Below are 13902 nucleotides of genomic sequence, written 5' to 3'. Positions count from 1 at the left end.
AAACGGGATTTCTAATTATTAGTGAGGTGAAGATTACAGGGTTTATTTACGCAGGCTAGCTCGGCTAAGTAAGGTTAAGCAAGGGAAAGTAAGGCTTTGTAAGGGCTCTTTTTTTTCTTTTTTCTGGCGTTCGAAAACGTGCTCAACCCTTTGTTTGTCTCACTTTTTTGTCTTGTTAGGTTTTGCCTATCAATAAAATTGTTGAAATCCATTTAGTAAAATCAAGATTTTAGACAACAATTAACTTAACAAGATAGAAAATATATGACGCAAAGTATTTAGGGAGAACGCAATGCATTCTATTAAAGTGAAAGATTACATGACGCAGCAGGTTGTGACATTTACTCCTGATATGCCGTTAAGTCTAGCGTTAGACAAAGTGATGCGTAGCCACCATATGGGTGGGCCCGTAATCGATGATAACGAACAAGTGATTGGCTTCCTTTCAGAGCAGGATTTACTCGAGAAACTTGTGAAGGTCAGTTACTTCTGCCAAGACACACACCTTGTGGGTGACTGTATGTACCAAGAAGTGCTGTCGGTGTCACCTGACTTATCCATTATTGAATTGGCGGACATGATGCAGGTTGGAAAACCTAAAGCATACCCTGTGATCGATAATCGAAAACTGGTGGGTATTATCACCAGAACTGATGTTTTGAGAGCAATTGGCAAGAACTTGGAAGAATGCTTCAAACATCAGGTATAGTAGCGTGTTAAGAACGATTATTTTTCTCAATACTCTCAATTGAAAAAAGGCGCACTAGCGCCTTTTTTCTGTATAGCGCTTTTCTTGGTCGATCCTTTCTTTTTGGATCCCTAGCCAGTTGAACAGCTGATTAGGCTTTAGCTCTTGGGTATTCCAACTTTTGGAGGTTTCATGTCAAATCAAACGGCAAAGTTTGTTGAAGGTTCAACGATGCGCCACATATTGGTGATGTCGGGGGCTGGCTCTGTCGGTTTGATGGCGTTATTTGTGGTCGATCTGCTCGACATGCTGTTTATCAGTATGCTCGGACAGGTTGAATTGGCTGCTGCGGTAGGCTTTGCAGGTACGCTGACTTTCTTTTCTACCTCCGTTTCTATCGGTACTTCCATTGCCATGGGCGCATTAGTGTCCAAAGCCATCGGCTCTAAGAATCAAGAGCACGCTCGAAACCTAAGCACCAGTATCATGCTGACTGCGTTTGTTATCAGTTCAACCATAACTGCAATTATGTTCGCTTATATTCCAGAGCTGCTAGCCGCGATAGGCGCCAAAGGCATTGCAGCCGAACGCGCTCAAGCTTACCTACAGATTTTGCTACCTAGTGGTCCATTTTTGGCGTTAGCGATGGCAGCGGGTGCGGGCTTAAGAGCGGCAGGTGATGCTAAGCGTTCGATGTGGGCAACTTTGTCTGGCGGCATTGTTAACGCGATTCTCGATCCTCTGTTTATTTTTGGTTTTGGTTGGAACATCGAAGGGGCGGCTATCGCTTCGGTTGTCGCTCGTTTCTCGGTGCTATTCTTTTCGCTTTATCCTCTTATTCGCAGCCATCAGCTGGTAGCTCCGCCTTCTTTTGTGCAATGGCGCATTAATATTCGACCAATATTGGCGATTGCGCTGCCTGCGATTATCACCAATACCGCAACGCCTATCGGTAATGCGATTGTAACAACGGGTATCGCACAATATGGTGAGGATTTTGTCGCGGGCTTTGCCGTGATAGGTCGTCTGACGCCAGTTTGTTTTGCGGTTATCTTTGCCTTGTCTGGCGCTGTGGGGCCAATCATTGGTCAGAACTTTGGTGCTGAACGCATGGACCGAGTAAAAGAAACGCTCAATAACTCATTGCTGGTTACTACGGCATACACCATCGCTGTTTGTATTCTGTTGTACTTCGTTCAAGGTTATGTCATTCAAGGCTTTAGCTTACAAGGTGATGCAGCAATCATTGTGGCGGCTTTCTGTACCTATGTGGCGTTAACCTTCACCTTTAACGGTGCACTATTTGTTGCCAACACGTCTTTCAACAACCTAGGTAAACCGCTTTACTCGACAGCATTGAATTTGGGCAAAGCCACGTTAGGTACTCTGCCGTTCGTATATCTAGGTTCGCAATGGTATGGCGCTTTGGGTGTTCTTTATGGTCAAGCTTTGGGTAATGTTCTGTTCGGAATTTTAGGTATCTTGGTGCTTCGACATCATATCGCTGAACTGATGCAAGGATCTCAAGTTGATCCAGTGGAAGACGATGTGTCGATTGTCAGCCTAAACACACAGCCATTCTGTTCACACGATGCGGTGCTTATTGATGATGTATCGGCGAACCGTGAAGAGTGTGCGGAGCTTAAATCTCAGTAAGCCATCGGCGCTGGCATAATATTTTTGTTTTCTTGAAAACTTCTTCTTGACCTTGGAGTAGCCTCCAAGGTTTATACTTTTGATGAACTTAAGGTTCTGTTGCTCGTGAGTTAGCAACAACCTCAAGGCTTTTGAGTATTAAGGAGATACATTATGTGCGCAAAACATGCAGCGTGCCGCTCAGCAAAAGTGGACGTTCAACCTCAAGCGGCAGGAGCAAGTTGCTCTAGCCCTAAAATTTCAAGCATCACAGCAGCAGGCACTTCATCTGGTTGTTGTAGCTCTTCTGCTGCTCCGTCATCGTCTGGAGATGATTGTTGTAGCTCGTCGGACAGTGGAGAAGAAGACAGTCAGTCCTCAACTTTATCTCTCGATGCCAAATTTTCGAAAAGTTGGCTGGTTGCCGGAATGGACTGCCCAGCTTGTGCAAGAAAAATAGAAAACGCGATCAGCAATATTGACGGTGTTATTCAAGCGAAGGTTCTCTTTGCTACCGAAAAGCTGGTTGTGAAATTCGATAATGAAAGCATTGCTGACACCATTGAACAGGTCTCTATCAAAACGGGTTTCCCTCTTACGGAAGTCGGTTCAAAGAAAGAAAAACAACAACCTGAGACTTTTTGGCAAGCTTATATCCAACCTAATTTACAGATTATCGCGATTGCAGCGGCAATGCTGTTTGCGGCGCTTCTGAAAAGTACCTCTCCTCAATTAAGCGAAGGCTTGTTTACGGTAACTTGTCTGCTTGGTTTATATCCGGTGGCGAAGAAAGCGGTTCAGCTGGCGCGTTCAGGTACACCGTTTGCTATTGAAACCTTAATGAGTGTTGCCGCGCTGGGTGCTTTGTACCTTGGCGAAACTGCGGAAGCAGCGATGGTTCTATTGTTGTTCTTGATTGGTGAGCGCTTAGAAGCGTTTGCTTCATCAAGAGCAAGAAGTGGCGTTCAAGCGCTAATGGCATTGGTACCAGAAAACGCGACTAAGATCATCAACGGCGAGCGTGTAGAAGTAGCAGTCAGTGAACTGGTTCCAGGTGATGTGATTGAAGTGGCCGCGGGCTCTCGTTTACCTGCTGACGGCCAATTGATTACAGACGCGGCAAGCTTTGATGAAAGTGCGTTAACCGGTGAATCTGTTCCTGTTGAACACATCGAAGGCAATAGCATCATGGCTGGCGCTGTGGTGGTCGATAAAGTGGTTCGTATCACCATCACTTCAAAACAGGGTGAGAACGCGATCGATCGCATTCTTCATCTGATTGAAGAAGCAGAGTCTCGTAAAGCACCACTAGAGCGATTCCTCGATAAGTTCAGCCGTTGGTACACACCGTTAATGATGGTAGTGGCTCTGTTGGTCATCATCACACCACCATTGTTGTTTGCGCAGCCATGGGAAACATGGGTTTACCGTGGCCTAGCGCTATTGTTGATTGCTTGTCCGTGTGCCTTGGTTATCTCGACTCCTGCAGCGATTACCTCTGGCTTAGCAGCAGCAGCGAAACGTGGCGCGCTCATTAAAGGCGGCGCAGCGCTAGAGCAGCTTGGTAAAATCCAAACCATCGCCTTCGATAAGACAGGCACACTGACCGAAGGTAAGCCTCAGGTTACGGATATTCAACCTCTATCGGGGTGGCAACAAGACGCGATGCTGCGTGTGGTTGGGGCGATTGAAGTTGGCTCTACTCACCCGTTGGCGCAGTCACTTGTCGCTAAAGTAAAAGACCTGAATATTGAGATTCCTGAATCACACAACAAGAAAGCGTTGATTGGTAGTGGTGTTGAAGGGGATGTTGATGGTGTTAGGTATCAGGTTCTGTCACCGTCTAAAGTCACGTTCGAACTTGGTGCCGATGTGGTTTCTCAGGTAGAAGCATTAGAAGGTGAGGGCAAGACGGTTGTGGTTGCTCTTGAGGTTAAAGATCAAGAAGAATCAACAGAGCAAGCTACGACGGTGATTGGTCTGATTGCTTGGCAAGATACGTTACGCAGTGACGCTAAGCTTGCGATTGAACGACTTAATGAATTAGGTATTCAATCTATCATGTTGACCGGCGATAATCCGCGCAGTGCAGCAGCGATCAGTAGCAAGATTGGTATGCAGTACAAGGCAAGCCTATTGCCAAGCGACAAGGTATCTTACGTTGAGGAGTTATCTCAACAGTCGCACGTGGCGATGGTCGGTGATGGCATTAATGATGCACCAGCAATGAAAACGGCGAATGTCGGCATCGCAATGGGTGGTGGTACGGATGTCGCTTTGGAAACGGCGGATTCAGCACTGACTCATAACCGTTTAACTGAGCTGCCAGCGATGATTGAACTGTCGCAAGCGACCATGAACAACATCCGTCAAAACGTAGCCCTTGCGCTTGGTTTGAAGGTCGTATTCTTGGTGACAAGCTTGTTAGGTATTACCGGTTTGTGGGTGGCAGTTTTAGCGGATAGTGGTGCAACTGCATTGGTGACATTGAACGCATTGCGTCTGCTTCGATTTAAATCTAAAGCGGACTAAATCGAGCTCACCGACATAGAGCATTCTTAATATAAAAGCGCCTTTAGCGGTAATACGTTAAAGGCGCTTTTTGTCTCATTAGTATGCAACATAGGCGTGCGGATTGCTTATTTTTGTGATGCCAATCGGTTTTTTGTGAAACTAGAATTATTGTTGCGATCATTCATGTGACATGTGTCACTTCATTTTGTAATGAGCTTGGTTAGAGTGTGTTCGTACCCCACGAATTTACTATGAGCTTAAATAAGGGTAAAAAGCCCAATAAGCCAAAAGGAGCGAACTATGTCTCAAGCTGTTTTCCACTTAGGTGTTACTGAAGCAGATCTTAACGGTGCTACTCTTGCGATCATCCCTGGTGATCCTGCTCGTGTGCAAAAAATTGCAGAAGAGATGGAGAACCCAGTATTCCTTGCTAGTCACCGTGAATACACGCTTTACCGCGCAGAGCTAGACGGCAAACCAGTTGTTGTATGTTCAACAGGTATTGGTGGTCCATCGACTTCTATCGCAGTTGAAGAGCTTGCTCAACTTGGTGTTCGCACTTTCCTACGTGTTGGTACGACTGGTGCTATCCAACCTCACGTAAACGTGGGTGACATGATTGTTTCTACAGGTTCTGTTCGTCTAGACGGCGCTAGCCTACACTTTGCTCCTATGGAGTTCCCAGCAGTGGCTGACTTTGAAGTTGCAACAGCAATGAAAGCGGCAGTTGATGAATCAGGTGCAACAGTTCACATGGGCGTAACGGCATCAAGCGATACGTTCTACCCAGGTCAAGAGCGTTACGACACGTTCTCTGGTCGCGTTGTTAAGCGCTTCCAAGGCTCTATGCAAGAATGGCAAGACATGGGCGTTCTAAACTTCGAGATGGAATCTGCAACACTGCTAACTATGTGTGCAAGTTCTGGTCTGAAAGCAGGTTGTGTTGCTGGTGTAATCATCAACCGTACTCAAAAAGAGACGCCTGATCACGACACTCTAAAAGTAACAGAAGCACGTTCAATCAAAGTGGTTGTAGAAGCCGCTCGTAAAATGCTTTAAGTCTTAAAGTGCTCTGAGTTTTAGAGAGCATTAAGTCTTCAAGTGACATTAAATTTTGAAAATGGCCGCATCGTATGATGCGGCCATTTTTTTGTGCCGTCTGAAAGTAATCAATAGAGAAAACAGACAACAAAAAAGGCGAGTGATTTAATCGTCATTCGCCTTTTTAACAATCTGCTTAAGAGCATTGAGTTCTCATGAGCTTATTGGTTTTTAGCACTCTAGATCTTCACTGCCACCCGCAGCTGTAAACCATGCCGTTAGGTGTGTTTTAAGATCTTTCAATTCGTCAGGGCCAATCAATGCAAGGCCAAGATCTTCAGCTCGTGTGATGTCGTTATGGCGAAGAGGGCGGAAGCTCACTAACATTGCACGTGCTTGTAGGCCACCTAGCAGGTCTCTAAGCGATTCCAGTTTGTACAAGGTGTCATCACCATCATCACGCATGCCTTTGGTCTTACATTCGATGATGTGCAGCTTATTGTTCACCACAGAGGCAACATCAAGCTCGTTACGAACCTCACGTTCACCCAGTTGACGGTATACCTGAACATTCAAAGAACGGTCTTGAATGGTCGGCATGTCATCTTGGATCTGCTTAACTGTGCTGTGAACCAATGTTTCAAGCCATTCACCGTTTGAGAAGCGGCGCGCGTCTTCGTTGGCAAAGGTCAAAATACCATTGTCGTAAGTCGCAATTTTAGCTTCAACCAAATCGCTCAACAGCATGTTGAGCTCGCGATAGCCTTGTTGCTTCTCAGATAGACCTACATCAAGTTTTTGTTCTTTACGGCAGGTCGTTGCTAGGTAGTTCAATGTCGCAAGGCCAGGGCCTAGTTCGAGTGCGTTACTTGCCCAACGTTCACCCAGTTCATAAAGTTTCTGATCCAGTTGCGGAGACAGCTGAACATCGCTGAATTCACCGCGAGCACCGAACACAGTCAGGTAGTCGTCGATGGTGATGCGGTCTTGAACTTGTGCATCTTCTTTACCATTTGGGTACAACCAACACAGCTTGTCACTGTTTGGTTCAACCACGAAGATTGGCCAGTGGTAAGTACGGAATACTTCGTACACAGAAAGTAGGCGGTGACGAAGGCCACAACTTGCGTTGAGCTTCACTTCTTGACCGCGTGCTTTGAGGTCTTCGGCAAGGGTTTGGATAGATTCTTTAATGACGGACGTATTTACGATGGTCGGAATTTCGAAAAACTCACTCGTAATGTCGCGCTTATGCAAAACGCTGTCTAAACGTTTGTACATACTGACTTGATTCTTGTCGCCGATAAACACGATGTGGGTGCTGACCGTTCGGTTATCAAGTAATGGGGTGAGCAAGCGAATGGGGTCTTGATCGATAATGCCAACATGAACAGCCATATAAATTCCTTAATAGCGGCTCGCTCATAAAGGTGAAAGAAAAAACGGGAAGCAGCAAGCCTTAATAATCATATAATGACAAAGCTCATAAAAAACAAGGGCAACCCTTGATAAAAGTTGCCCTAGCTCAATTAGTTACCACTATTGGGTAAGAAGTCTCAACAATCTCACTAAATATCTATCGATTCTTCATTTATCTATAGTTTGAATTGATGTACTAAATCACCTTGCTGATTCGCCAAAATTGTTAGGTTTTGGCTGGCTTCTGCAATTGAAGACATCGCTTGGTAACTCTTATCTGCGATATGGTTGATGTCTTCGATGTTGCGTGCAATATCACCAGACGTTTCACTCTGCTCAGCGGCTGCTTGAGAGATGTGTGTACTCATGTGGCTGATCTCTAGAATCAAGGCTTGGATCTCTTCCATCGCACTGTTTGCACTTGAAGCTTGTTGAACCGACATGTCCATATCGCTCATACAGCTTTCAATAACGTTGCTTGCCGTTTTCGAGCTTGATTGCAGATTGCTGATCATAGTCTCGATTTCAGAGGTTGATTGAGTGGTCTTCTGTGCTAGCACTCGTACTTCATCGGCAACGACTGCAAAACCACGACCTTGTTCACCTGCACGCGCTGCTTCGATTGCCGCATTAAGTGCAAGTAGGTTGGTCTGTTCAGCAATACCACGAATAACGTCAAGGATTGAACCAATCTGGCTACTCATCTGTTGTAGCTCGCCTACAGCGCCCACTGATTCAGTAAGGCGAACTTCAAGCTGATTAATGGTGCTGATGTTGGTGTTCATGATCTGACGACCAGACTCAGAAGCCGATTCTACTTGTTGAACCATGGTGAGTGAGCTTTGCGCGCTGTTCGCCACTTCTTGTACAGAATGAGACATCTCTGTCATTGCGGTCGCAACAGTCGCGGTTTGCTCACGTTGGCTGTTCAATTGAGCCTGCGTTTCAGATGACGTCTTCTGGTTGACGCTTGCAGTCTTAGTTAAGTCATCTGAAGCATCATTCAACTTCACAAGGATATTGTGCAGGTTGTCAGCCAAGGTGTTGATGTGACGGCTCACGCGGCTGAATTCGTTGTCGTAGCGAATATCGATACGCTGAGTCATATCACCTTCAGTTAGACCTTCTAATGTACCGAGGATGCGAGTTAATGGCTCTCGTACGCTGTGTGCAATGTGGTAACCAATCGCAGCAGCGAACACAGTCACAACAATGCCAATGGCAATCGCGTTGAATAGGCCTTTGTCGTAGATGCTGCTTGCGTCAGCGAGTGATGAGTTAAGTTGCTCTTCAGCGGTCACGTTGAATGAGTCCAAAACAGCCATCGCTTGGTCAACTTCTAGAGCTAGGTTAGCGATGTTCACGTACAACGCTTGTTTGGCTTGTAGGTAGTTATTGTGTTTGTCTAGTACGCCACCTTTCTGACCAACGTCTTTGGTGAACTTCTGAACCGACTCATCGAAGACATTTTTAAGTGCTGGTAGTTGTGTTGATAGACCTCGATAAGCGTAGTTAAGATGAGTAACGGCCTTTTTGTTTTGGTTAAGGGCTTTTTGAACGAAGGCAACATCAGAGCTAGCAAGTGCATCAGAGGTAATAACTTCTGCGTTTTGCAGTTTGATGAAGTAGCTCTTTGCCATCACTTTTACAGAGATGCTTTTTTGGTCGGCAACGTACTCTTTCATACCAACGGTTAATTCTGAATGTAAGCGTTGGAAGTCACGAGACGCTTTTTGTACTTGTTCTTGTGCTTCGAACATCGCGACGTAGTTGTTCATCGCTTCGTCAGCTTCGGCGAAGTAGCGTTCTTCCATTGCTCTTAATTGCGCGATACGTTCAACAAGTGAAGCATTGTTTTGGCTTGCCGCTTCTAAACTACCGAGAACTTCTGAAAACGAGTTTTGTGATGCAGCAAATTCTGTACGCATTGCAGACATGCGTTCAGCGTTTTGTGTGGTTAAGAAATCTTTGAATGACTTATCAGCAGAAAGCAATTGAACACTCGTTTGATTTGAAAGCGCGACAAGTGGTAATGAGGTTTCTGAGACACTCTCAAAATTGCTGTGTATCTGATTCATGCTGTTCATCATGATGGTTATCGTGACTGCGAACATGATGATGATCAGTGCGAAACCAGCGTACATACGCTTGATCACAGATCCCTTCATGGCTTTCTCCCTAAATAAAAATGCAGACCTAATGTCAGGTCAAAGTAAAACTAACAAAATTATCAGCATTCTATTGAGCTCGGCTTACGCATTTTATGACGCACACGTCAAAAATAGCGCTCAGTTATAACCAACATGCCATTCTTGAGAGCTAAGGCTCGTTTTCTTTGATTTGAACGGTGTTTTTTATTATGCTTTAAAGCAGATTTATTGTGGTTTGATGCGGCATAGCGCATACTCAAAGCATTAAAAAATAAATGTTTTATCGGAGAGAAACATGGCTGAAGAAACCATTTTTACTAAGATCATCAACAAAGAAATCCCAGCAGATCTACTATACCAAGACGATTTAGTAACCGCATTTCGCGATATTAACCCTCGCGCGCCAAGCCATATCCTAATCATCCCAAACAAGCTGATTCCGACAACTAACGATGTTGAAGTCCAAGATGAAGCGATGATGGGGCGCATGTTTACTGTTGCTCGCAAGTTAGCAAAAGAAGAGGGCATTGCAGAAGATGGCTATCGTCTTATCGTGAACTGTAACTCTCACGGTGGCCAAGAGGTTTATCATATTCACATGCACTTGGTTGGCGGCCGTCCACTTGGCCCCCTATTAATGAGCTAATAAAAAGTTAATGAGCTAATGAAAAGCTAACGAGTTAATGAGCTAGTTTAAACGCGCTCATTAGTGGGTTAACACAAGTAGTTAGTTGGAAAATTTGTAGTTTGTATGCCAACTTTAAGTTCTATCTGTTGTCTGAACATCGGCATCGCCTAGGCAGAGGCTAAATCAGTAGGGTTTCAACTGGCTTGAGATCCTTTTTACAACGCGTTTCGTTTTGATAATGAGACCATTAAAGGTCAGCAGACCCTAATAAAGTAGGCATTTTAAACATGCACGGAGACGATAAGTGAAGCAACAGTTTAGATTCGCTTCCATTGCCCTGTTATCGGCGTTGACCGTAGGTTGTGCGAGTATGTCTGCAGGAAGCCTGTTCAGTCATTACAGCGCACAAAACAAAGCGATCTACCAAGCCGTTAAATCTGGAGATTATTCAGAGGCTCAGCAAGAGCTACCAGATTACGCGGCAGGCGACATCCTTGATAACTTTGAAAGAGGCAGAATTAATCTGCTGGATCAAAAATACCCTGAGAGTAAGGCTTCGTTTGAAGTGGCTGATCAGGCGGTTACTGAGCAGCAACGCAAAGCCGTGATCTCAATCTCAGACAGTGCAACCAGTGTGGGTGCGTTAGCTGTGAATGACAATATTACCGAGTATGTGCCAGCCGATTACGAGTTGGGCTTTCTTCATCTGTATCTCGGTTTAAATTACCTCAAGAAAAACGATTTAGAAGGTGCGGTGATCGAAATGCGTCGCGCCAACCAAGTTCAAGAACAAGCGAAGAAGCAACGCGAGGCTGAGTTAGACAAAGCAGCCAGCGATGCGAAGAAGCAAGGCTTGTCTGCCAATGTGGGTAGCATCCTTGCCAATTACCCTGATGCGGGTAAGAAACTGCAGTCAGTACAGAATGCGTATCTGATGTTCTTGTCTGGTCTGCTTTATGAAGCGTCAAATGATTTAAACAGCGCCTACGTTGACTATCGTCGTGCTTTGGCTGTGATGCCAGATAACCAAGAAATCATCGATAGAACCATGGCAACAGCCGCTCGTTTAGGGATGCGACAAGATTTAGCAACATTAGAAAAACGCTATAAGCAATCTTCTAAACTTAGTGCAGGTGAAGGGCGAGTGATTGTTCTTCAAGAGCAGAGCGCTGTGCAAGCTATGGACAGTTGGCGACTGGATTTGCCTGTTTATGACAGTCGCGATCAGGGGGCAATATACTCTCTTGCGCTGCCATATTACCCAAGTCAAAACGTAGAGCGTTTTTCTGCCTTGCGAATCAGCGGACAGCCGCTACAAGAACATTTGATCACTGATGTAAACGCGATGGCGCAGAACGATCTATCGGAACGTATGACAAGCATTGTTATTCGCCAAGCGCTACGTGTAGTCGCGAAAGATCGCATTCGAAAAGAAGCAACCAAAGGCGATGATGTCGGTAATATTCTGTTCAACGTGTGGAACACACTGACAGAGCAACCAGACACTCGCAGTTGGCAATCATTACCTGCAGAGATTAAGAGCAGTACGTTTGTAGCAAATAGCGGTCAATATACGTTAGAAGCGGGCGCTAAAACGTATGACTTTGATATTCGAGAAGGGCAGACCACCTTGGTTTGGATTTCTCGACAAGGGAATAACGCAACAATGTGGCATAAACAGCTAGGGAGGCTGTAATGAAAAAGTGGTTAGTGAGCTTAGCAGCGGTTATGGCTCTAGCTGGTTGTGCTGATAATACAGCTGGCGTAAGGGTCGATAGTCTGACTCAGAACGTTTTCTTTGGTGACAAGGTATTGGGTAGCCGTTTACAGGTTGAAGATATTCGCACCGATCTGGTCGACGGTCATACGCGAGGAATCGTTCGTTTAAACAGTAACTATAAAGGCGATCAACATATTCTTTATCGTTTTTACTGGTACGACGATGCCGGGCTTGAGGTCAACCTTAAACAAGGTCCTTGGAAGCAAGCGATTGTTCGTGGTTTTGAAAGTATTTCGTTGTCGGAAGTGTCGGTAAACCCGAAAGCGACTCAGTTCAGAGTCCAGTTCCGAGAGCAGTAAGTTAGATTAAACGGGTCTCATGATTCGTAAATACAAGAATTTAAGAGTGTGGGTAACCCCGCTCAGTGATAAGTTGAGGAAACAAAATGAAAAAGAGTGTCATTGCGCTACTAGGTTTAGCGGTTATTTTAGGCGGTTGTTCAAACAAGGTAAGCTACGGTGATGCACAAGCAGTAGAAACCACGACAATCGATTTCGGTTCAACTGACCTTCAAACGATTGCGGGTGAAATGGTCGATAGCATGATGGCGTCTGGTTCTGTGTCTTACATTACTCGTGAACAGCGTCCAATCGTGTTTGTAGAGCGAATCAAGAACAAAACAAGTGAGCACATCGATACTGAGTCAATCACTGACACTATCAGTACTAAGATGCTGAACTCTGGTAAGTTCCGTTTCGTTGATATGGACCGTGTAGAGTCTGTTCGTGACCAATTGAACTTCCAAAACAACGATGAGCTTGTAAACCAAAGTTCAGCGATTCAATTCGGTAAAATGGTTGGTGCTCAGTACATGCTGTACGGCAACCTATCAAGCATCGTTAAGAAAGCGGGTAGCGATGAAGACGTATACTACAAAATGACGATGCGTCTAATGGATCTTGAGTCTGGCTTGATTGAATGGGCTGACGAGACTGAAATCCGTAAGCAACAATCTAAGAGCCTACTAGGCCTTTAATTTCGCTTACTTGCCAACTATGCGCAGCCGGATTTGACAATGTCTAGTATTGGCAGCGCTTAATCTTGACAGCGTATAGCGTGGTCACACGCCAATGCAGTGCATGATGTGCTGTTTATGAAGAGACACTGGCTTTTGGTCAGTGTCTTTTTTGTAGGGAATGAAGACGTTTATAGGGAGTAAATATGGCAATTTTTTCTTGGTCTGAGGCTAAGCTTCTTGATACCAGTTTGAGTTCGCTTGACGGTTACTTTTCTGAGCCTCCAGTTAGAGCACAGACATTAACAGGCGGTTTGACCAATCGATGTTGGAAGTTGGTCGATGCCGATGGTACTGCGTATGTTTGGCGGCCAACCACACCTATCACCAAAGCGTTCTTCATTTCTCGCCATGAAGAGTACCAAGTGCTGTCTGCCATTGAGCGACTCGGTATCGGGCCAAGCCCAATGGTAGTGAATGAGCAGGGGTTACTGGTTGAGTGGATTGCGGGTGAGACACTTTACGAAGATCTAGAACTCGATGACCTGTTGAAAACGCTGATCTCTGTTCATCTGGTTAATACTGCGCGATTACCACTGCAACCATTCAGTTTCACGGCGCGAGTCGACCATTACTGGCTGCAGCTTGATGCGATTCATAAGACCGAAGCCTGCACTAAGATTTATCAAGAGTGGCGCGTGGCTCCGAGTATTACCAATGTTGACCTGTCTTTGTGCCATTTTGACTTAGGTGGTTATAACCTAGTGAGAAACAGTGACTGCATTAAGATTATTGATTGGGAATACGCTGCGCTCGCAGACCCTAGGCTCGATTTGACATTAACCATTGCGGTTGCTGGCGCGCCAGTCACAGAAGCGGTTGAGAAGTACTGTCAGCTGCGAGGAATCCATGATGTTCAGCCTTGGCTTGATGGTGTAGAAGCATGGTTACCAAGAAGCCAGATGATGGCGATGCTATGGTATTTACTTGCTCATCAGCTTTGGGGCGATGAAAGTTATCTGCGTGAAGCGGAGGCTCTGAGTCACACTTTATGTAGCTAGGATCACGTTTAGGAAGTGAAAAATATAATTT

Annotated in this window: 11 protein-coding genes; 9 read left to right on the top strand and 2 right to left on the bottom strand. The window is 45.4% G+C overall.

Going from position 1 to position 13902, the window contains the following annotated elements; all coding sequences use genetic code 11:
- Positions 1–292: 292 nt before the first annotated feature.
- The 4 genes from AB6F11_RS14620 to udp all read left to right on the top strand — a co-directional run bounded on the left by AB6F11_RS14620 (position 293) and on the right by udp (position 5896).
- Positions 293–709, top strand: coding sequence for a CBS domain-containing protein (locus tag AB6F11_RS14620; RefSeq protein WP_017060213.1), 417 nt, complete (start codon positions 293–295; stop codon positions 707–709).
- 171 nt (positions 710–880) lie between these two features.
- A complete protein-coding gene (locus tag AB6F11_RS14615; RefSeq protein ID WP_017065289.1) occupies positions 881–2344 on the top strand; it encodes an MATE family efflux transporter in 1464 nt (487 codons plus the stop codon).
- 153 nt (positions 2345–2497) lie between these two features.
- Entirely contained in the window at positions 2498–4855 is a 2358-nt protein-coding gene (locus AB6F11_RS14610; protein ID WP_102398039.1) for a zinc/cadmium/mercury/lead-transporting ATPase, read from the top strand.
- A gap of 282 nt (positions 4856–5137) precedes the next feature.
- Entirely contained in the window at positions 5138–5896 is a 759-nt protein-coding gene (gene udp, locus AB6F11_RS14605) for a uridine phosphorylase (RefSeq protein ID WP_017065292.1), read from the top strand.
- A gap of 213 nt (positions 5897–6109) precedes the next feature.
- On the opposite strand, the gene AB6F11_RS14600 is transcribed toward udp, so the two are convergent.
- Both AB6F11_RS14600 and AB6F11_RS14595 read right to left on the bottom strand, forming a co-directional pair.
- Positions 6110–7276: a DUF1887 family protein gene (locus AB6F11_RS14600; protein ID WP_017060218.1), complete on the bottom strand. Its 1167-nt coding sequence runs from the start codon at positions 7274–7276 to the stop codon at positions 6110–6112.
- Positions 7277–7473: 197 nt separating this feature from the next.
- A complete protein-coding gene (locus AB6F11_RS14595) occupies positions 7474–9465 on the bottom strand; it encodes a methyl-accepting chemotaxis protein (RefSeq protein WP_102398038.1) in 1992 nt (663 codons plus the stop codon).
- A 277-nt stretch (positions 9466–9742) separates the two neighbouring features.
- On the opposite strand from AB6F11_RS14595, the gene hinT reads away from it, so the two are divergent.
- The 5 genes from hinT (at position 9743) to AB6F11_RS14570 (ending at position 13871) form a co-directional block, all read left to right on the top strand.
- Complete coding sequence (hinT, locus tag AB6F11_RS14590; protein WP_017060220.1) at positions 9743–10093, top strand: purine nucleoside phosphoramidase; 351 nt, start codon at positions 9743–9745, stop codon at positions 10091–10093.
- 286 nt (positions 10094–10379) lie between these two features.
- Entirely contained in the window at positions 10380–11771 is a 1392-nt protein-coding gene (locus AB6F11_RS14585) for a COG3014 family protein (RefSeq protein WP_017065296.1), read from the top strand.
- Positions 11771–12154 (top strand): YcfL family protein, encoded by a 384-nt coding sequence (locus tag AB6F11_RS14580; RefSeq protein ID WP_017060222.1) that lies wholly within the window; start codon positions 11771–11773, stop codon positions 12152–12154. Before AB6F11_RS14585 ends, AB6F11_RS14580 begins: the two co-directional genes overlap by 1 nt.
- Positions 12155–12240: 86 nt before the next feature.
- Complete coding sequence (gene lpoB / locus AB6F11_RS14575) at positions 12241–12831, top strand: penicillin-binding protein activator LpoB (protein WP_017060223.1); 591 nt, start codon at positions 12241–12243, stop codon at positions 12829–12831.
- Between the two features lie 185 nt (positions 12832–13016).
- Positions 13017–13871 carry a phosphotransferase gene (locus AB6F11_RS14570; protein ID WP_017060224.1) on the top strand — a complete coding sequence of 285 codons (855 nt, stop codon included), beginning with the start codon at positions 13017–13019 and terminating at the stop codon, positions 13869–13871.
- The last annotated feature ends 31 nt before the right edge of the window (positions 13872–13902 follow it).

The sequence above is a fragment of the Vibrio sp. 10N.247.311.14 genome, from assembly GCF_041467715.1.
In the GTDB taxonomy this organism is placed as follows: domain Bacteria; phylum Pseudomonadota; class Gammaproteobacteria; order Enterobacterales; family Vibrionaceae; genus Vibrio; species Vibrio crassostreae_C.
The sequence above is the reverse complement of the archived record's forward strand: the minus strand, read 5'-3'. Positions and strand labels throughout refer to the sequence as shown.